The sequence below is a fragment of the Pelagibacterium limicola genome, from assembly GCF_015694405.1.
Taxonomy (GTDB): domain Bacteria; phylum Pseudomonadota; class Alphaproteobacteria; order Rhizobiales; family Devosiaceae; genus Pelagibacterium; species Pelagibacterium limicola.
Genome location: NZ_JADQDB010000001.1, coordinates 46,498 through 65,027 on the forward strand (window position 1 = coordinate 46,498; position 18,530 = coordinate 65,027).

Annotated in this window: 19 protein-coding genes; 7 read left to right on the forward strand and 12 right to left on the reverse strand. The window is 59.6% G+C overall.

Annotated features, from left to right (window positions below; translation table 11 throughout):
• Nucleotides 1-7 precede the first annotated feature (7 nt).
• Both flgK and I2G20_RS00245 read right to left on the reverse strand, forming a co-directional pair.
• Entirely contained in the window at nucleotides 8-1,852 is a 1,845-nt protein-coding gene (flgK, locus tag I2G20_RS17415; RefSeq protein ID WP_196257676.1) for a flagellar hook-associated protein FlgK, read from the reverse strand.
• 34 nt (nucleotides 1,853-1,886) lie between these two features.
• Nucleotides 1,887-3,476, reverse strand: coding sequence for a flagellar hook protein FlgE (locus tag I2G20_RS00245; protein WP_196257677.1), 1,590 nt, complete (start codon nucleotides 3,474-3,476; stop codon nucleotides 1,887-1,889).
• A gap of 237 nt (nucleotides 3,477-3,713) precedes the next feature.
• On the opposite strand from I2G20_RS00245, the gene I2G20_RS00250 reads away from it, so the two are divergent.
• The 7 genes from I2G20_RS00250 to I2G20_RS00280 all read left to right on the forward strand — a co-directional run bounded on the left by I2G20_RS00250 (nucleotide 3,714) and on the right by I2G20_RS00280 (nucleotide 9,636).
• Entirely contained in the window at nucleotides 3,714-4,574 is an 861-nt protein-coding gene (locus I2G20_RS00250; RefSeq protein WP_196257678.1) for an ATPase, read from the forward strand.
• Between the two features lie 31 nt (nucleotides 4,575-4,605).
• The gene (locus I2G20_RS00255; protein ID WP_196257679.1) at nucleotides 4,606-5,517 is read left to right on the forward strand and encodes a homoserine O-succinyltransferase; all 912 of its coding nucleotides are present in this window, start codon (nucleotides 4,606-4,608) and stop codon (nucleotides 5,515-5,517) included.
• 337 nt (nucleotides 5,518-5,854) lie between these two features.
• Nucleotides 5,855-6,175, forward strand: a complete 321-nt coding sequence (locus I2G20_RS00260; protein ID WP_196257680.1) for an ArsR/SmtB family transcription factor — start codon at nucleotides 5,855-5,857, stop codon at nucleotides 6,173-6,175.
• Entirely contained in the window at nucleotides 6,172-6,651 is a 480-nt protein-coding gene (locus I2G20_RS00265; RefSeq protein WP_196257681.1) for an SRPBCC family protein, read from the forward strand. The genes I2G20_RS00260 and I2G20_RS00265 overlap by 4 nt, the downstream gene beginning before the upstream one ends.
• Nucleotides 6,648-7,067, forward strand: a complete 420-nt coding sequence (locus tag I2G20_RS00270) for a GFA family protein (protein WP_196257682.1) — start codon at nucleotides 6,648-6,650, stop codon at nucleotides 7,065-7,067. The genes I2G20_RS00265 and I2G20_RS00270 overlap by 4 nt, the downstream gene beginning before the upstream one ends.
• Before the next feature lie 107 nt (nucleotides 7,068-7,174).
• A complete protein-coding gene (locus I2G20_RS00275) occupies nucleotides 7,175-8,611 on the forward strand; it encodes a YcjX family GTP-binding protein (RefSeq protein WP_196257683.1) in 1,437 nt (478 codons plus the stop codon).
• A complete protein-coding gene (locus I2G20_RS00280; protein WP_196257684.1) occupies nucleotides 8,608-9,636 on the forward strand; it encodes a YcjF family protein in 1,029 nt (342 codons plus the stop codon). Before I2G20_RS00275 ends, I2G20_RS00280 begins: the two co-directional genes overlap by 4 nt.
• 34 nt (nucleotides 9,637-9,670) lie before the next feature.
• On the opposite strand, the gene I2G20_RS00285 is transcribed toward I2G20_RS00280, so the two are convergent.
• From I2G20_RS00285 to I2G20_RS00330, 10 genes are all read right to left on the reverse strand, one after another.
• Complete coding sequence (locus I2G20_RS00285; RefSeq protein WP_196257685.1) at nucleotides 9,671-10,051, reverse strand: hypothetical protein; 381 nt, start codon at nucleotides 10,049-10,051, stop codon at nucleotides 9,671-9,673.
• 220 nt (nucleotides 10,052-10,271) lie between these two features.
• On the reverse strand, nucleotides 10,272-10,553 hold the full coding sequence (locus I2G20_RS00290; protein WP_196257686.1) for a hypothetical protein: 282 nt from the start codon (nucleotides 10,551-10,553) through the stop codon (nucleotides 10,272-10,274).
• A gap of 124 nt (nucleotides 10,554-10,677) precedes the next feature.
• The gene (locus I2G20_RS00295; protein ID WP_196257687.1) at nucleotides 10,678-11,292 is read right to left on the reverse strand and encodes a LysE family translocator; all 615 of its coding nucleotides are present in this window, start codon (nucleotides 11,290-11,292) and stop codon (nucleotides 10,678-10,680) included.
• 88 nt (nucleotides 11,293-11,380) lie between these two features.
• A complete protein-coding gene (locus tag I2G20_RS00300) occupies nucleotides 11,381-11,710 on the reverse strand; it encodes a 2Fe-2S iron-sulfur cluster-binding protein (protein ID WP_196257688.1) in 330 nt (109 codons plus the stop codon).
• Complete coding sequence (locus I2G20_RS00305) at nucleotides 11,710-12,741, reverse strand: NAD(P)/FAD-dependent oxidoreductase (RefSeq protein WP_196257689.1); 1,032 nt, start codon at nucleotides 12,739-12,741, stop codon at nucleotides 11,710-11,712. Before I2G20_RS00305 ends, I2G20_RS00300 begins: the two co-directional genes overlap by 1 nt.
• A 60-nt stretch (nucleotides 12,742-12,801) precedes the next feature.
• Complete coding sequence (locus I2G20_RS00310) at nucleotides 12,802-14,088, reverse strand: phosphoadenylyl-sulfate reductase (protein ID WP_196257690.1); 1,287 nt, start codon at nucleotides 14,086-14,088, stop codon at nucleotides 12,802-12,804.
• Complete coding sequence (locus I2G20_RS00315; protein ID WP_196257691.1) at nucleotides 14,075-15,733, reverse strand: nitrite/sulfite reductase; 1,659 nt, start codon at nucleotides 15,731-15,733, stop codon at nucleotides 14,075-14,077. The genes I2G20_RS00310 and I2G20_RS00315 overlap by 14 nt, the downstream gene beginning before the upstream one ends.
• Nucleotides 15,720-16,028, reverse strand: a complete 309-nt coding sequence (locus I2G20_RS00320) for a DUF2849 domain-containing protein (protein WP_196257692.1) — start codon at nucleotides 16,026-16,028, stop codon at nucleotides 15,720-15,722. Before I2G20_RS00320 ends, I2G20_RS00315 begins: the two co-directional genes overlap by 14 nt.
• Before the next feature lie 7 nt (nucleotides 16,029-16,035).
• The gene (cysG, locus tag I2G20_RS00325; protein ID WP_196257693.1) at nucleotides 16,036-17,493 is read right to left on the reverse strand and encodes a siroheme synthase CysG; all 1,458 of its coding nucleotides are present in this window, start codon (nucleotides 17,491-17,493) and stop codon (nucleotides 16,036-16,038) included.
• Nucleotides 17,494-17,719: 226 nt separating this feature from the next.
• Complete coding sequence (locus tag I2G20_RS00330) at nucleotides 17,720-18,376, reverse strand: TetR/AcrR family transcriptional regulator (RefSeq protein ID WP_343070296.1); 657 nt, start codon at nucleotides 18,374-18,376, stop codon at nucleotides 17,720-17,722.
• Nucleotides 18,377-18,530: the final 154 nt, after the last annotated feature.

Below are 18,530 nucleotides of genomic sequence, written 5' to 3' on the forward strand. Positions count from 1 at the left end.
TGGCCTCTTACATCCGCATCAGGGCGTCGATCAGTTCCTGGACGACCGAAACCACTCTGGCGCTTGCTGAATAGGTATTTTGCAGCTGCATCAGCCGTGCCATTTCCTCGTCAACGTTGACGCCATACTCCGCCGACATCCGTTGAGTCAGCGTATCGAGCGTAAACTGGACGGCAGCGTACTGGCTCTCTGCTCTGGCCACCACATTGCCCTGATGGTTGATCATCTGGCCGATCATTTCGCCGACCTTACCGGACAGACGTACGCCGCCATCGGAAATGGACGTCATTTTTTCAGAGGTGAACTGCATCGACTTGAGGCTGTCGAGCAGGAAGCGAGGCCGTGTAGGATCGCCGAGTGACACATCCACATCATATTGGACGAGCAGGTTGGGGTTACTGACAAGCGCGGAATTGACCTGGATCCGGCTCGCAAAACCGATCTTCTGGTCGGTCCCATCAAGGCTGTTGCTGAAGGGCACTCCATAGGCGTCTACGAACAGGTTCAGCGCAGCGTTGCCGCTTTGATTGCCCGACGCTGTAACAAAGGATGTCATGGCCGCTATTGAGGAGTTGGTTCCCCCGTCGTCCATCATGCGCAGGACGCCACCACCCTCGTCGGTGAAGGTCACGTCAGGGCCCAGCGCAGTGTTGAGCGCGGTCGCGGCCGCCCCCAGATCACTGAGATCCACGCCAATGACCCGCTCACCCCGGGCGTTGGGCGAAGGCGGCACGGTTCCGTCTTCAGTATGGATTAGCCGCACAGTGTGCGTTCCACTGGAGTCGGTATAGTTCAGGAGCACCGAGTTACCGGGGCGGATATTGTTGAGATCGAGCTCAAAACCCGCCGGATCGCCAGGATTTGTGGCCGGCACACTCGTACCCGCCGTCGTCACGGTATTGAGCGCCAAGGCCAATCCGGCGGCGATTTCGTCGAGCTGATCCTGCATGTTGACCAGCGTCGTATCGCGCAACTCCATCAGCCCGGCGATCTTGCCGGAAGAAAGGAGCCGTTGCGCGCCCAGATCGATTTCAAGGCCCGATGGCGTGCGAAGTTTGAGCGCCCCCACGCTGCTCTGCGCCGGATCGGTGCTGAACTGCGACGTGGCCGATAGCGCGCCTCCAGTCGAAAAGGTGAATTCGGACGGCATCACGTCGAGAATGCCCACGCCCGATTCGGTCATGAGCGAAACCGTGCCATCAGACCTGTAGCTCACGCGGACGTCGATGTTCTCGGCGACCATCGCCACCAGCCGGTCGCGCTCATCCATCAGTGAGAGCCGTGCCGCCTGGTCCTGGGACAGATCAAGGATACGGATGTTGACGTCGGCAAGCGCCTTGAGGTTGCGGTTGAGATCGGAAACCGCGTTCGTGATCTGGGATTCGGTCTCGCGCCGCATCTCCTGCACGGCGCCGCTCAGGAGGTTGAGCTGCTCTACCAGGTGCTGCGCGGTGTTGAGCACGCCGGCCCGTGTCGTTACGTCGTTGGGATTGGTCGCCAGAGCCTGAAGCGCGTTTTCGAACCCGGTATAAAGCGTATCGAGGGAGTTCGCGCTTCCCGGTTTGCCGATATGCATCTGCAAACGGTCTAGAAACGATGCGCGCGCCGAATGAAATCCCGTGTTTGAAACCGCAACGAGGTGCTGCTTTTCCAGCGCCTCGTTGAAGGCGCGAGTGAGTTCCGCCGTGCGTACCTGTGCGCTGGTGCCATACGCCGTTTCGGTGATGACAAGGGACTGTCTGTGGTAACCAGGCGTACCCTGGTTGGCCACATTGCGTGAAAGTACATCGATCCCGCGCTGGCTTGCATTCATGCCGCCAAGAGCGTTTGAAAGTGTCGAACTTAGTCCCACGTCCGTCTCTCCAGTTTAAGACGTTCTGTCGCAACTAGCGGATCATATTCAGGGCTTCCTGCAGCATCTTGTCGGACGTTGACACGATGCGAGTGCCGGCAGCGTAAGCCTGCTGGGTTACGATCAGCTTAGTAAACTCGTCCGAAATGTCAGTATTAGAGGATTCCAGAGCACCGCCGGAAATCCCGCCGTCGATCGAAAGGATTGCCTCGCCCGATTGCGCGGTCGCCGCATAGACGCCGCCATCCATGCGCTTGAGCATGTTCTGTGCATTAAAATTGGCGGTAATGATCTGGTAGAGCTCGATCTGCTCGCCGTTCGAATAGGTGGCCACCACGCGTCCTGCGTCGTTGATGGCGACCGACATGAATGAGCCCGCGGCATAACCGTTCTGGCTGAGCTGGGTTACCGAGGCGCGACCGTTGGCGTTGCTGAACTGGGTGATCCCGCCTATGCCGAAATCCAGCATCACATTCCCGACCGTAGTACCGTTCACGGTCAGGTTCGGGAGGTTGAGTTGCACGACATCGCCAGCAGCAACAGGGTTGCCGCCCAATGTAGCAAGCGCGCCGGCAGCGTTGAACCCGAACTCGCCTCCTGGGACCGTCACCCACTGCTGGGGGTTGCTCTGAGACATGTAATAGAGCTGCCAGGTGTTCGGATTTTCCGACAGCATACCCCAGCGCATCTGAACGTTCACCGACGCGCCATTGGGGGTATAGACGGTAATCGCCCCGCCCTCTACAGTCTGATTGAGAAACTCGGGCACGCCTTGGGTCGTGACACCTGGAAGCTGACCTGAACCTGCAATGGTCAGGCCCGTTTGCACGTCGTTGGCGACGATCTGGATATTGCCGCCAGCAAGCGAGGCCGTCGCGTTGATATTGGCATTACCGTTGATCCAGTCGATGAGCTCCTGCACGGTCGTGCCGTCGACACCCTCGGTAAATGTCTGCACTCCTTGTCCGGTATTGATCGTAAAGGTCTCACCTGCAGAAAAATCCGTGAAAGCGGTCAGCAAATCGCCGCCGGCGATGCCGCCCGTATTGGTTCCTGTCTGCGCCGGCGCATAGAGCAGCCCGACGGCCGGCACGGCCGGGAGGTTCAATTGGTACTGGACCCGGGTTGTCGAACGCGCAGGGATAAGCCCGTTGCCGATCTTGATCATTTCGGGGACCGAGCCCGCAACGTTCCCTGTCTCGGCATCGATCGGCACGCCGCGCAGATAATAACCGGCGCCATTCATGAGATACCCCTCGCGGTCCATCTCGAAGTCGCCGCGCCGCGTATAGAAGTTGGCATCGCCAAACACTGCCTGCCCATCCGTCGTTCCGGTTTTCTGCGAAACGATGAAGAAGCCCGAGCCGTTGAGCGCGATATGTGTTCCCGTGGGCGAGGTGATGATATCGCCACGCACATCGTTGGTTGAGCGTGAGTAGGCCAGAACCGCGCCCGGCACCTGCCGCCCAACTGCCGCATCAGGAATGAGGTCGATAAACCCGGTTTCCATCCGCTTGTAGCCCGTGGTCTGGGAGTTGGCGATGTTGCCCGAGATGTTCTCGAGCGCAAATGCCTGGGCTCGCATCCCCGTCACGGCCGTCGCCAAAGCACCATAAATACCCATTTTACTCTCCGTATTGCCGGCGCCAGTGCGCACATATTCACAAAACACGAAGCAAGCCGGATGCCAGACTCTCAACTGATTGAATTTCCTAGACTTTAGAACGGACATGCCGTCCATCAGCATGCCCAGCCCGGAATCTTTCTCCACTATCCCGGCAATTTCTGCCCGGCCTCATCGCTTGTTTGCGCCCCGGCAATGGTCTAAACGGCTGCTCTTGAACGAATTACCGGGTCTGCCATGCACTTCGCGAACGCCGCAGAATTCAGAGCCCTTCCTCGCAAGGCCGTGACCGTCTTCGGCATGGCGGGCGTCGGCAAGACACGGCTGGGCAACCTGTTGCGCAAGGCGGACTGGTTCCACTTCTCGGTGGATTTCCGCATAGGCACGCGGCATATGGGCGAGTTCATCGTGGACAACTTCAAGCGCGAGGCAATGAAGGTTCCCTTCCTTGCCGAACTCCTGCGCTCGGATTCGATCTACATTTCATCCAACATTACGTTCGATAACCTCGAGCCGCTCTCGACCTATCTCGGCACGCCCGGCGATCCCCAAAAGGGTGGCCTGCCTTTCGCCGAATACCAGCGCCGGCAGGAGCAGCACCGGATGGCGGAGGTCTACTCCCTGCTTGACGTTCCGTATTTTATCGAGCGCGCCAAGGACCTTTACGGTTACGACGATTTCCTGTGCGACACAGGCGGCTCGCTGATCGAGGTCCTCGATCCGCACAACCCCGAGGACGCGGTGGTCAAGGCGCTGCGGGAAAACACCGTACTCGTCTATCTCAAGGGCAGCGAGGGCGACGCCCAGCGCCTCGTCGACCGCTTCCGGGCAGCCCCCAAGCCGATGTATTACCCGCCGGCCTTCCTCATCGAGAAATGGGATGAGTTCAAGCGCTTGAATGACGTTCGGCATGACGATGATGTCGACCCCGACGCGTTCGCCGTCTGGGGCTTCGAGGCGCTCCTACGCGACCGCCTGCCGCGGTATCAGGCCTTGGCCGATAATTTCGGCTACGAAATTGACGCGGAGGACCTCGCGATGGTCCGCGACAAGAATGACTTCATGGAACTCATGTGCAGGGCAATCGATGCCCGCTGACCCGCATGACATTCCAATGAGGACGTAAAAAATGCCCATCCGCATCCCCGATCAGCTCCCAGCCCGCAGGACTCTCGAAGCTGAAGGCGTGGTCGTCATGGACCAAACGCGCTCGATCCGGCAGGACATCCGTCCGCTGCAGATCGGGCTCTTGAACCTGATGCCCAACAAGGAACGTACCGAAACCCAGTTCGCGCGTCTCATCGGCGCAACACCTCTACAGGTCGACCTGACGCTGGTGCGCATCACCGATCATGCATCGAAAAATACGCCCCAGAAGTATCTCGAGACATTCTACCAGACCTGGGAAACCGTCAGGCAACGCAAGTTCGATGGGTTCGTGGTGACCGGCGCCCCGGTTGCTCACATCCCCTTCGAGGACGTGCGTTACTGGCCCGAAATGCTTGAGATCATGGATTGGACGCAGACCAATGTGCATCACACAATGTTCATCTGCTGGGGCGCGCAGGCCGCGCTCCACCATTTCCACGATGTAAAACGCTACCGCATGGACAAAAAGGCATTTGGTGTCTTCCGCCATCGGATCGTCAATCCATCGCCCCTGCTCCGCGGCCTGTCGGACAGTCCAATGATCCCCGTCTCGCGCTACAACGATATCGACCGCGCCTCGATTGGTCCGGATCTGGAGGTCCTGATCGACAGCGAGGAGATCGGCGTCTGCATGCTTGGCGACAAGAAGCTCCGCGCGGCCTATATGCTCAACCATCTCGAATACGACAACCGTTCCCTGGTCGACGAATACGAACGGGACGTCAAAGCCGGCCTCGATCCCGCTCTGCCGGTAAACCTCTTTCCGGACGGCGATACGACGATCGACCCTGAAAACCGCTGGCGCAGCCACGCGCACCTGATGTTTCAGAACTGGATCAACGAGATCTATCAGTCCACGCCTTATGATCTGGAAAAGATCGGGACGGAATAACAGCCATCAAGAGGAGCGAGGACTTCGCTCCTCTTGCCCATAGCAAGGGATTAGCTGCGAGCCGCTCCCCTCCACGCTTCCGTTGAGCCCTTCGCAAGAGCCCAGCACTTGGTTCCGATTTTGGGCCACATTGGTCGCCGTTCCTTCGCGCGTGTCTTGAACAATTTGGAACGGGGCTGAAAGAGCAAAGCAATCCGGTTGCGGAGTCGGCCTTCCATAAGACTGTGGAAAATCACGTGAATTTCTGACGCGCGCCTCTACAAAATCCCAGTGCATTTTCCATCTTGATATGCAGGCAAATACCTGCCTATTATCGCTGCAGACAGAAATGAGACCGATGGACGACGACAAGGTATTCAAGGCGCTGGGCGACCCAACGCGCAGGAAACTGCTCGATCTGCTCTATGAGAACAATGGGCAAACGCTCAACCAGCTGATCGATGGGCTGGCGATGACGCGGCAATCCGCGACACAGCACCTTGACATCCTTCAAGCCGCCAACCTCATCACAACCGTCAAACGCGGCCGGGAAAAACTGCATTTCATCAACCCGGTCCCGCTTCACGATGTTTACGAGCGATGGGTTCGCAAGTTCGAGCTCCAGCGCCTGACCATGTTGTACGAGCTCAAGAAGGAGCTCGAAGGAGATAATGAATGACAGCCGAACGTACCAGTTTTGTTTATGTCACATACATCGCCTCGACGCCGGAAAGGGTATTCGAGGCCATCACCCGGCCCGAGATCGCGAGACAGTATTGGGGTCACGGCAACGTGTCGGACTGGCAGCCCGGCGCCAAATGGGAGCACGTGCGGGACAACGAGACGCAATCGGTAGAACTGGTCGGTGAAGTTATCGAGCATACCCCGCCCACCCGCCTCGTCCTGACATGGGCCAATGCCTCGGAGGCCCATGATCCCGCGATGTTCAGCCGGGTGACCTTCACCATCGATGAATATGCCGACATGGTGCGCCTGACCGTGAACCACGACGAAATTTTGGTCGGTAGCCGCATGGAAAACGGCATGCGTCGAGGCTGGCCGATCGTCCTTTCCAGCCTCAAATCCTTCCTGGAAACCGGAAAGGGTCTCGACATCTTTGCCAAGCCCAAAACAGCGCAAGAGGTATCAAGATGAACAAGATAACCTATACGGGCGGCTGCGCTTGCGGTGCAATTCGCTACGGCGCGAGCACCGAACCGGTTTCCCAGAACCACTGCCAGTGCCTTGACTGCCAGAAGCGGAGCGGTACCGGCCACGGCTCCTATCTCAGCTTTATGCAGCCCGCAGCAGATTTGGTGACCGGACAGTCCTCACAATGGACCGTCACCGCTGACAGCGGAAACGACAAGACCCATCACTTCTGCCCGATCTGCGGCACCCCGGTTTACCTGACATTTGCGGCGATGCCCGACCTGACGGCGATCCATGCCACCAGTCTCGATGACCCCCGCATGTTCGAGCCACAAGCCGTAACCTACGCCTTCCGTGGCCATCCTTGGGATGTGCTCGACGGCGCTATCCCCAAATTCGAGAAGATGCCATCGGCATGACGTAATGGCGGGAGCACCGGCAGGGGCCCCTTCACATTCCCCGTTCCGCAACCTACCTTCGTTCAGCACGCGGAGACTAAAAGCTTTTGCCCGATTTGCCGACAAGGATGACCGACGAATTGGGCATTGCCCTCGGCAACCTCGCCGACGCCGCATCGGGCACGGTAACCCCCACCCTGCGCATTGGCGTGACGGGCCTTTCCCGGGCTGGCAAAACCATCTTCATCACTGCCTTCATCCATAACCTCCTGACGGGGGCCCGCCTGCCAGGCTTTGCGCCGATGGCCGAAGGCCGATTGATCGGCGCGCAGCTCGCCGAACATCCCGACAGCGCGACGCCGCGCTTTGCCTACGAAGCCCACCTTAAGGCACTCACCGGCGCACAACCGCATTGGCCCGATAGCACGCGCCGAATTTCCCAGCTCCGGCTTACCCTGCGCTACCAGTCCAACAACTGGCTCTGGAGCCGGTTCGGCATATCGACGCTCAACCTCGATCTCGTGGACTACCCCGGCGAATGGCTGCTGGATTTGCCCTTACTGACCCGATCCTACGCCCAATGGAGCGAAGAAGCCCTTTCGCTGGCGAACCGTCCGGCCCGCGATCCCGTGGCAAGGCCCTACCTCGATCTGGTCACTGCTACCGATCCCGGCGTCGAGGCCACCGATGCAGCAGCCGAGAGCCTGGCCGCTGCCTACACGCAATATTTGCGCGATTCCAAGTCCGATACCCAGGCGCTCTCGACTCTGCCGCCGGGTCGCTTCCTGATGCCCGGGGACCTCGAGGGCTCCCCTGCGCTCACTTTTGCGCCCCTTCCACCGCCCGCTGCCACGCCGCGCTCATCGAGCCTTTACGCCATGCTCGAGCGCCGCTACGAAGCCTATAAGGCGGTCGTCGTCCGCCCCTTTTTCCGAGACCACTTCGCCCGGCTCGACCGCCAGATCGTCGTGGTGGATGCACTCCGCGCGCTGAATGCCGGACCCGAAGCGGTTGCCGATCTCGAAATGGCGCTGACCTCGGTCCTCGCCTGTTTTCGTCAGGGCGCCTCGAACCCTATCTCGCGCCTCTTCACCCGGCGGATCGACAGGATCCTTTTTGCTGCGACCAAGGCAGATCTCCTGCACCATACCTCGCACCCGCGCCTCGAAGCGATCCTCAATCGCCTTGTGGCCAGCGCCGCGCGGCGCGCCAAGTTCGCAGGCGCAGAGGCCCGCTCACTGGCAATCGCGGCTATACGCGCCACGCGCGAAGGCACGGTCAAGCATAACGGGGAAACGCTGGACACCATCATCGGGACCCCGGAAGAAGGTCAGCGCCTGGGCGGAACGGTTTATGACGGCAAGACAGAAATCGCCTTGTTTCCCGGAGACTTGCCGCAAAGTCCGGACTCACTGTTCAAAACGGTTGAATCTACACCTCAACTCAACTTCCTGCGTTTCCTCCCGCCCGCGGCATACGAGGTATCGCAAACCGGAGATCCCGTTCTGCCCAACATTCGGCTCGACCGCGCGCTCGACTATCTGATCGGAGACCGCATGCAATGAGAGAGCCTCGTGCCATGCCCACCCGTCCGCCGGCGGAAGGCCCTGCCCCAGTCCGCGCACCGCGCGCCTTTGCCAGCGAAGCGGCAGAGCTGGAGGCCGATGTCTTTGCCGGGCTAGGCGAACTCACGCCTGAGGCCGCTTCCCTACCCAGACGCAAAGGCCGCCGATGGCGCGCCCTTGCGCTTTGGGCCGGAGGTACACTCGTCTCCCTCGGACTAGCCCTCGCCGCCGAACGGTTGATCCGCGATCTCTTCGCCCGCTATGAATGGCTCGGCTGGATTGGGCTCGCTGCTCTTGCGCTCTTCGTCCTTGCCCTCGCTGTCCTGGCCGCCCGCGAAGTGCTCGGACTATTGCGCCTGCGTACCCTCGATAAACTTCGTGCCCGCGGCGTAGTGGCCCTTGAGGGTGATAACCTGCCCCACGCCCGAAAAATCACCGACGAGTTGCTTGTAATTTATGCGGATCGAGCTGATCTCGCCCGCGCGCGCGCCGAACTCGTCGCGGACGCCAAAACCATTCTTGACGGCGCCGAACTCGTTCGCATCACCGAGCGTGCGCTCATGGCGCCTCTCGACGCCCGCGCCCGCGTACTGACAGCCGCCAGCGCCCGGAGGGTAGCGTTGGTCACCGCGGTGTCTCCACGCGCGCTTATCGACATAGCATTTGTCGTTTTCGAGAGCTTTCGACTGGCCCGCAACCTTGCCGATCTTTATGGCGCCCGCCCGGGCCTCTTCGGTTTCATGCGCTTGATCTCGACAATTCTTGCGCACCTTGCCGTCACCGGTGGATTGGTATTGACCGATGGTGTGATAGAACAGTTGCTCGGACAGGGCCTTGCGACAAAACTCTCGGCCAGGTTGGGCGAAGGCGTGGTCAACGGCCTGATGACCGTCCGCGTAGGCATCGCCGCCATCCGCGTCGTCCGCCCCCTGCCTTTCTCCGTGCAGAAATCGCCAGCCGTGTCGGACTTTATCGGCGAATTGACAAGGCTGGACACCGCAAAAAGCAAAGCGGACAGAATGTAAGTTCTGCCCGCTTCCCGATCAAATGCAGCAGCGTTTAATCGTTGGTGATGTCGTCGATCTCGTCGTCCTCACCATCATCCGCAGAGTCGTCAGTTCCTGGTGCTGTGGTCACGGTTGGCGTCAACCCCGGCACGGGACCATCAATCAATCCAGCATCAATACACTGCTGGACGGTGATCGTGGTAAGCTCGACGCCTGTCCGCTGGTTGGCGAGTTCATCGAGTTGAACGGTCGCCTCATTGGGTGAAGCCGCCGTGCTCGCGGCTGTGGCCAGCGCTTCGCAATGCGTCTGAACGTCCAGCATGTCCTCATCCCGGACCTCCTGATCGCCGACCATTACCTGCGCGGCAGCAGCACCGGTAAGCGCCAGCCCAAAGGCAAGAGCGATGGGGGAAACAAGAGCAAATTTACGCATGATGTGGTACTCCTTTTTTGCGGTTATTTCGGCCCGACACCGTGTGTTGGCCGATATTGGATGCCCGCCCGGCAGTTACCGCCGCTCCTATGAATATGAAGAAACCGATATCGGCGGAGCGACTTGCCGATCGGACTTATAAGCTGCCCCCAGTCCAGGGAGCGCTTTAAAATCCCCCGCCTCCGAGGAAGCGGGGGCGTTTTTTGGAGCCGTGGCCAGATTAGCTGACAAGACCCGCAGCGCGGCAATCTTCAAGAGTGATCGCGTCGAAATCGACATTGCCCGTAATGACGGGGTGGCCGCTGTCGTTATCGTCAGCGTCCGTTTCCTCCATACCAGCCGTCACCTCATCTGCAACCAGCTGATCGCAGTGTTCCTGCACTGCCGACCAATCGGCGTCGGTAACGTCCTGTGTGCCGATCATGTTCTGCGCGGCGGCAGCGCCTGTCAGGGCAAGGCCAAGGGCGAGAGCGACGGGGGAAACAAGAGCAAATTTTGGCATGGGAACTCCCTTTCTCGAGAATTTTTACCAGTCAGCACCATTGTGCTAGCCGGATAACTCGATTCCCGTCGGGGGGTTGCTGCCACACTTAAGGTATTTTTGGGGCGAGAAAAAGGTAACGCGACTATTGCTTGATGACAATGTAAGCGGCGGCACTCGCCATCGCCCCGGCGGCCCCGCGGTTCAGGACCTTGAGCGCCCGCGGATTGCGCAGGAAGTCGCGCGCCTTGGCAGCCAGGGCAATATAGGGAACGACGACCACATAGAGTACCACGATCGTCGCCAGCACGAGCCAAAGGTAACGCTCGAACGTCACCTCGTTCAGTTTGACCACCGTGGGAAGAAGCGCCATGTAAAAAATGATCGTCTTGGGGTTGCCTAGCGTGACGGAAAAGCCGCCAAACAGCGAGGCCCAGAACCCGTTCCCTTTGCGCGCTTCGACTTTGTCAGGGTCAATTCCGGCTCGCCAGAAATTCCAGGCGAGCCATATGAGATAAGCGGCGCCGAGAATTTTAATGAGGACGAATATCCCGGAAAACGCTGCCGCGACCGCGGCCAGTCCAAGAACGGCCAGCGTCAGGTAAAACAGATCCCCCAGGACAAGCCCCGTCGCAAAATAAGTCGCTGGACGGAAACCCGAGCCCAGTGCCTTGCCAACGCAGGCGGCGATACCCGGGCCAGGAATGGCTGCAGCGATCGCCAACGCGATCGCATAAGGGAGTAATTCGACAATGGACATGGCGGGAAACGACAGCGCTTAATGAACGCTGATAGGTAGAGCACACGGCAGATGCCGACGCAACTATGCTGCGCTGCCGGTTGTCCCGTTAAGCTGCTTCTTCCTGCGCAGCTGAATCGGCGAGCGTAACCTTGAGCCCGTTAAGATCCTCGCTCATCAGAATCTGGCAAGAAAGCCTCGAGTTGGTTCGCACGTCGGGAACGGTATCGAGCATGTCTTCTTCTTCGGCCGTGGGCGGATTTAGCCGTTCTTCCCATTCAGGATCAACGAACACGTGACATGTCGCACAGGCGCATGAGCCGCCGCACTCGGCCTTGATGTTGAGCCCCCAGTCCCGGATCACCTCCATCACGCGCCAGCCCTCGAGTGCCTCGAGTTCGTGAACGGTTCCGTTCTGATCAGTTACGATGATGTGCATCAGGCCACCCCGAGCTTTTTCTGCAACTTCGTAGAGGAAGTCGTATACTGGAAAATGACCTTTTCGCCAGGGTGCGCAATGCGCTTGGCGGCCTGCGCCATCAATGCGCCTTCGTGGAATCCGGAAAGGATCAGTTTCAGCTTGCCCGGATACCAGTTGATATCGCCGATGGCAAATATGCCGGGCACACTGGTCTCGAATTTCTCCGTATCGACCTTGATGAGATTGCCCTCGTACAGCTCCAGCCCCCAGTCCGAGACCGGCCCGAGCTTCATAGTGAGCCCGAAGAACGGCAGCAGCCTGGTCGCGGGAACGCTCATGTCGCCAGCCGGGGTCTTGAGATGAACGTGCGAGAGTTGCCCACCTTCTCCCTCGAGATGAGACAGCTGGCCCTGGACGAAATTGATTTTCCCATCCGCCACCAGCGCCCGCATCTTGTTGACGCTATCGGCGTGGCCACGGAATTCGTCCCGCCGATGTACCAGCGTCAATGATCGCGAGAGCGGCTCGAGATTGAGCGTCCAGTCCAGAGCAGAGTCCCCGCCGCCCACGATCACGATGTCCTGGTTGCGGAACTCTTCCATCTTCCGCACCGCATAGAAGACGGACTTGCCCTCGTATTCCTCGATTCCCGGCACTGGCGGTCGCTTGGGCTGGAACGACCCACCACCTGCGGCTATGACCACGACCTTGGCGACAAATTTCTCATCCGCATCTGTCGTCACCCGGAAACTGCCATCGTCCAGCTTTTCAAGCTGGGTGACCATCTGCGAGAAATGAAATTCGGCCCCGAAAGGCGCAATCTGCTTCATCAGATTGTCGGTGAGGCCCTGCCCGGAAATCTCCGGGAAAGCGGGAATATCGTAAATCGGCTTTTCCGGATAAAGCTCGGCGCACTGCCCGCCGGGCCGGTCGAGGATATCGATCACATGGCATTTGAGGTCGACGAGCCCAAGCTCGAATACCGCAAACAGCCCGACCGGGCCGGCGCCGATGATCACCACATCGGTCACAACTTCATTTCCGCTCATACGAATAGTCCTCAAAGCCGTAAGTCTGATGGCCGGGCGTGCTATAACGGACGATGCCGCTCAAGTATAGTTCGCGTTGCGCCGCAGAAAGGGCCGCGTGCCGACCGGCACTTCGCGGCTGGCGCCGACCGGTTGATAGTAAAGGCGCACCTCGGCCAGTGCATCGGCTTCGATGGCTTTGCGCGTCGCAATATTGGTGACGACGAAAGCGTTGATCCCACACCGCCGCATGAAAGGAATCTGGTCCGTCAGCACGTCGCCAATGGCCCGTAATTCGCCTTCATAGCCGTACCGCTCACGCAACAGGCGCGCGCTCGAATAGCCGCGACCGTCGCCAAACGCCGGGAAATTGATGGCGACGGAGGAAAACCGCGACAGATCGTCCGCTACCTCTTCGACCTTCTCTCCCGGATCGACCTGCAACCCGATGGGGTGGGGACTGGCAAGAAACGCTTCGCGATGCTCGATGAATACGCTCACCGGAACATGCGTGTAGCGCACGCTCGAGGCTTCGTCCCCTTCCGCCCAGGAGCGCCAGGGGTCGGCCTTGAATTCCCCGTCCTTGAACAGGGTCAGTTGAGATTGGCTCACCGGCTTAGCGATGCTCCCATTGAAATCGAAATGGATGCCACATTCCTGCTTGTTGAGCCCGCGCCACCGGCCGGCGCGCGGGTCTTCGCCGTCGGCCACCGCGCTTGTGCAAGGCGCGCACCCGATGGATTTGTAGCCCTCTTGATAGAGCGGATGATCGGGGAGGTCGTATCTGGCCTTGTAGGCTTCGATATCTTCGTTGCTGAAATAGGCAAGCGGATTGACCTTGATGCGATCATCGCTCGTCAGCTCGAAATGGGGCAGCACACCGCGCTCAGCGGTCTGGAACCGCTTGCGTCCCGTCACCCAACCGCCAAAGCCAGCGAGCACTTTTTCGAGCGGCTCGGTCTTGCGAATATGGCAGCAAGAGTCCGGATCGGTTTCCCACAACACGCCATCGGGATCGAAACGCTTGAGATCGGCCGAGTCCGGATGCAGCGCGATGACGTTGGCGAGTCCGAGCCGCGACTTGAGCGTCTGGACATAATCGAGCGTCTCGGCGAAATGCTTTCCCGTTTCAAGGAAATAGACCGGGAGGTTCGGATCGACCTGGGAGACCAAATGCAAAAGCACCGCAGAGTCGGCGCCAAAGGACGACACCATAGCGATATCGCCCGGCAATAGGTCGTCGACGGCCTGCCGCAGTACGCCCTCGGCATCCATCTCGTCGAACATGCCGTTGAGCGCAATGATCCCGAGCTGACGCAGCTTGTCGTGCTTCGGCTCCGCCGAAACGATAGGGCTAGCCATTGCCATAGAGCGCCTCCTTGAACGGGGCATCGCCAAGCCGACGATAGGCCGCGATGAACGTCTCGTCGGCGCTTTCGCGCTTTTCGATATAGGCATCGACCAGCTTCTCGATTGCGTCCGGCACGTCCTCGGCAACGAAACCCGGGCCAAGAATCTTGCCCACCGCCGCGTCCTCGCTCCCGTCACCGCCAACGGTGATCTGGTAAAGCTCGGTGCCCTTCTTTTCGACACCCAGAATGCCGATATGGCCGACATGGTGATGGCCGCAGGCATTGATGCAGCCCGAAATCTTGATCTTGAGCTTGCCGATTTCCTTTTGGCGCTCGGGCGAGGCAAATCGCTGCGAAATATCCTGCGCAATCGGGATCGACCGTGCATTGGCCAGCGCGCAATAATCGAGCCCCGGGCAGGTGATCATGTCGGTGATCTCTCCTGCGTTGGCGTCCGCCAGTTCGGCCTCAACCAGCGCGTCATAGACGGCCCGAAGATCCGTCAGCGCTACATGCGGCAGTACGAGGTTCTGTTCGTGGGAGACCCGCAACTCATCGAATGAGTATTTTTCCGCAAGATCCGCGACCACATCCATCTGGTCAGCCGTGGCGTCGCCGGGCGCCCCGCCGATAGGCTTGAGCGAGATCGTCACCGACGTATAGCCCTGCCGCGCATGCGGGAAGGTATTGTTCTCGAGGAACCGCCCATAGGCAGAATCGATAATCTTTTCACGTTCGATGTCGATATCGACCACGCCAATGTCTTTGTATGCAGGCTGGGCGAAATAGGTGTTGATGCGGTCCAGTTCCTCCTGCGGCAGCGTCAACACGCCTCCGCGGATATGGGCGAACTCTTCCTCGACCTGGCCCTTGATGTTCTCGAGCCCTTCTTCATGGACGAGGATCTTGATACGCGCCTTGTACTTGTTGTCACGACGCCCGTAGCGATTGTAGACCCGCAGGATTGATTCCAGATACGCCAGCAGGTGCTCGTGCGGCACGAAACCGTTGATGAGCTTGGCGATCATCGGCGTGCGCCCAAGCCCGCCGCCGACATATACGGCCCAACCGATTTCGCCCGACCCATTGGTCTGCGCCATCAGCCCGATATCATGGAACTTGACCGCGGCCCGGTCGTTCGGTGCGCCGGTAATGGCGATCTTGAACTTGCGCGGCAGGAAGGTGAATTCGGGATGCAGGCTCGACCACTGCCGGATGATCTCCGCCACAGGCCGCGGATCGATGATCTCGTCGGCCGCCGCGCCGGCGAACTGGTCCGTCGTCACATTGCGAATGCAGTTCCCCGAGGTCTGGATCGCATGCATCTCGACGCTCGCCAGATCGGCAAGGATCGCAGGCACGTCGCGCAGCTTCGGCCAGTTGTACTGAATGTTCTGCCGCGTGGTGAAATGCCCGTAGCCCCGGTCATACTTTCGCGCGATATGCGCAAGCATTCTCATCTGACGCGAATTAAGCGTGCCATAGGGCACTGCCACCCGCAGCATGTATGCGTGAAGTTGAAGATAAAGCCCGTTCATCAGCCTGAGCGGCCGGAACTGGTCTTCGGTCAACTCGCCGGAAATGCGTCGCCGGACCTGGTCGGAAAACTGCGCTACCCGTTCATTGACGAAGGCAGCGTCAAACTCGTCATATCGATACATGGCTGTCCTCATCGAGATGCTGGCGGTCGAAGCGTGGTGCCGTCGGCCCCTCGGCGCGAATGCGCTCGCGGATACGATGCGGATAGACGAGGCCGCCCCTCACCTCGACATCCTCGATCTCGAGGCTGATGACCCGGCCAGTTGCCTTTGTCGCGGCCAGCGCAGCATCGAGTGCTTCGGACTCGTCCTTGGCAAACACCCGCGCGATTTGCAGGTCTTCAACCCAGTTGCCATGCCCGTCCAGATAGACGGTAGCCCCGGAGAGCAATTCGTTTCCTGTGAGGATTTTCGACATCTTTTTCTTACGCTACTTTGAATTCCGGGGGCGCAAGCTTCTCAGCTTCGGCCCAATTGCCATGCGTCACTGCATCGCCGATGAAAATGATCGCGGGCCCCTCAGCGAACGTCACTGAGTTTGCAGCCAGCCCGTCGAGCGTTCCTGAATAAAGCACCCGGTCCGGTCGTCCCGCATTCACGACGACCCCGACCGGCGTCGCCTTATCCAGCCCGCGGTCCACGAGATCGGCCGCTACCTGCGACGCAACCGACTTGCCCATGTAAAGCCCGAGCGTCAGCCCCGAAGCGGCAAGCGATGCCCAGTGGTTGAGGTCGTCATTGCCCGCACCGTGCGCCGTGGCGAAAACGAATCCCGAGGAAACCTTGCGCAACGTCACCGGAGTCGATGTATCAGCAGCAGCCGCAAGCGCTGCCGTAACCCCGGGCACGATCGCATAGTCGATCCCCGCCTTCCGCAACGCGGTGATTTCTTCTCCCGCGCGACCGAAAACCATAGGGTCTCCCGACTTGAGCCGGGCGACGCGCTTGCCCTCTCGGGCCAGGCGAATGACCAATGTGTTGATCTGCGCCTGCGAGAAAGAGTGAAGTCCTTTGGCCTTGCCGACGGCAATGCGCTCGGCATCCCGCCGACCCATTTCTATCACGGCGGCAGGAACCAGCCCGTCATGAACGATGACATCTGCTTCCTGCAGTAGCCGTTGCGCGCGCAGGGTCAAAAGGTCCTCTGCGCCAGGCCCGGCGCCAATCAGCCACACAACGCCCTGCCCTTGTCCGTCCGCAGTGTGCGCTTCGAGCAGTGCATCTGCCATTTGCGCGCCTTGCCCGGCAGCGATCGCCTTCTCGATTGCAGGTGATGTCACCAGCGCCTCATAATAACGCCGCCGCGCCGCACCATCAGAAAATGCGGCAGTGACCTTCTCGCGCATCGCACCGGCCAGTCTCGCCAAATCGCCGAGCCCGGGCGAAAGCAACGCCTCGATCCGAGCGCGGATCAGGCGAGCGAGCACCGGCGCGTCGCCTTCCGAGGAAATGGCAATGGATATTGGAGCACGGTCGATGATCGCGGGCGTGAAAAAATCGCAATGCTCTGGAACGTCGACCTCGTTGACAGGAATCCCGGCGGCCTTGGCCAGCCCTCGCGCCCTCGCGCCTTCATGTCCGTGATCGGCAACGAAGACCAGCGCTGCATTCTCGAAATCGGAAGCCTCTACGCCGCGCTCGACCAGCGTCACATCCAGTCCTGTAAAATTCGCCTCGAACGCATCCGCAAACAGAACGACCTCTGCACTCGTCTTCACCGCTAGACGCGCCTTGGCCAGCGCTTCGTCGTCGCCGCCGACGATGACGATCCGCCGTCCTGCAACGCGGTAGGAAATCGGGAATGTATCGAGCCGGGCCAAAGTCAGTTCGTCTCCAGGCGATCCAATAGCGTAATTTTCGGGGGTTCCTTCGGAAGGGATCATCGCAATCCTATCCGGAAACGCCTTAAAAAATAAGGAATTCCCGGCCAGACAGCAAGCTCGCCGATGCTCGCCGCCTATTTATTTCCTTTGAGTTTGCGTGGTTAGAACGCAGCAGCAAACCGTATTCCAAGGAGCGAATAATATTCCCGCTCAAGACAACGGCTAGAAACACTACTAAACGAGTAGATTATGGCTTTTGGGGCGACTTGACGCTTTAGCAGGCTCGTCACCGGAAATAACGCTCGAGGATTTCGCTCGGGGCCGGGGGATTGGCTAGAACCGGAATCAGATTGATCTCCGCAAGCTGGCGGGCAGACAGGGCCAGCGCGCCTGAGCCGATTTTGGCGCGGTCCTGGCTGGAATAGCAGGCATAGCCGTGGGGAGCCATCACGAGAAAGCCGGCAATCTTCTGAGGATCGCCTTCTAGAAGCACACCGCACTTCTGGGCACGCTCGATGGCATGTAGGAGGGTGTTTAGCGCGGCGGCATTGTTTTCCTCGCGGGCTTTGGCCCGGCGCACTTCCTCCCCGCGGTTGCCGAAAATCAGCAAGAACGCGCCAGGCTTGTCCAGCGCGAACTGGATGTAAGCCGCGCCCAGCGCTAGCAGCTGCTCATAGGGATCGGGCGGCGACCGTTCGAGTTCGCGTTTCTGGTATTCGTGCAGCAACGTAAATCCACGCCCGGCAAGAACATCCAAAAGAGACGCCTTATCCGCAAAATGCCGGTAGACCGCCGCATGGGTGACCCCCAGAACCGCGGCCAACTCCCGGAGCGAAAAAGCCGGACCGTCCCGCTCGGCAATGAGATCCAGCGCGGCCTCCTGCAGCGCGCTGCTCAGATCGGCGTGGTGATAGCCGCTCTTTTTCCGGCCCTCTGCTTCCACGATCAATGCCCTTCTCGTCTTGATCCCCGCCGCCTACCTCATCTTCAGCACTGCTTCAACTTAAGTCGAACGCCGCGCGGCTTGACGGACAAACCGCCACGAGCAATGTTACCAATGGTAACATCGATCCCCGATCGAGGCGACCGCAAACTTC

Bases quoted from the DNA above. Each gene is read 5' to 3' on its own strand.
- I2G20_RS00265 (WP_196257681.1), top strand. From the start codon at position 6,172: ATGACAGCCGAACGTACCAGTTTTGTTTATGTCACATACATCGCCTCG.
- I2G20_RS00315 (WP_196257691.1), bottom strand. From the start codon at position 15,733: ATGTATCGATATGACGAGTTTGACGCTGCCTTCGTCAATGAACGGGTA.
- I2G20_RS00290 (WP_196257686.1), bottom strand. From the start codon at position 10,553: ATGCCAAAATTTGCTCTTGTTTCCCCCGTCGCTCTCGCCCTTGGCCTT.
- I2G20_RS00270 (WP_196257682.1), top strand. From the start codon at position 6,648: ATGAACAAGATAACCTATACGGGCGGCTGCGCTTGCGGTGCAATTCGC.
- I2G20_RS00275 (WP_196257683.1), top strand. From the start codon at position 7,175: ATGACCGACGAATTGGGCATTGCCCTCGGCAACCTCGCCGACGCCGCA.
- I2G20_RS00295 (WP_196257687.1), bottom strand. From the start codon at position 11,292: ATGTCCATTGTCGAATTACTCCCTTATGCGATCGCGTTGGCGATCGCT.
- I2G20_RS00280 (WP_196257684.1), top strand. From the start codon at position 8,608: ATGAGAGAGCCTCGTGCCATGCCCACCCGTCCGCCGGCGGAAGGCCCT.
- I2G20_RS00255 (WP_196257679.1), top strand. From the start codon at position 4,606: ATGCCCATCCGCATCCCCGATCAGCTCCCAGCCCGCAGGACTCTCGAA.
- I2G20_RS00320 (WP_196257692.1), bottom strand. From the start codon at position 16,028: ATGTCGAAAATCCTCACAGGAAACGAATTGCTCTCCGGGGCTACCGTC.
- I2G20_RS00250 (WP_196257678.1), top strand. From the start codon at position 3,714: ATGCACTTCGCGAACGCCGCAGAATTCAGAGCCCTTCCTCGCAAGGCC.
- I2G20_RS00305 (WP_196257689.1), bottom strand. From the start codon at position 12,741: ATGAGCGGAAATGAAGTTGTGACCGATGTGGTGATCATCGGCGCCGGC.
- I2G20_RS00285 (WP_196257685.1), bottom strand. From the start codon at position 10,051: ATGCGTAAATTTGCTCTTGTTTCCCCCATCGCTCTTGCCTTTGGGCTG.
- I2G20_RS00245 (WP_196257677.1), bottom strand. From the start codon at position 3,476: ATGGGTATTTATGGTGCTTTGGCGACGGCCGTGACGGGGATGCGAGCC.
- I2G20_RS00310 (WP_196257690.1), bottom strand. From the start codon at position 14,088: ATGGCAATGGCTAGCCCTATCGTTTCGGCGGAGCCGAAGCACGACAAG.
- I2G20_RS00300 (WP_196257688.1), bottom strand. From the start codon at position 11,710: ATGCACATCATCGTAACTGATCAGAACGGAACCGTTCACGAACTCGAG.
- cysG (WP_196257693.1), bottom strand. From the start codon at position 17,493: ATGATCCCTTCCGAAGGAACCCCCGAAAATTACGCTATTGGATCGCCT.
- I2G20_RS00260 (WP_196257680.1), top strand. From the start codon at position 5,855: ATGGACGACGACAAGGTATTCAAGGCGCTGGGCGACCCAACGCGCAGG.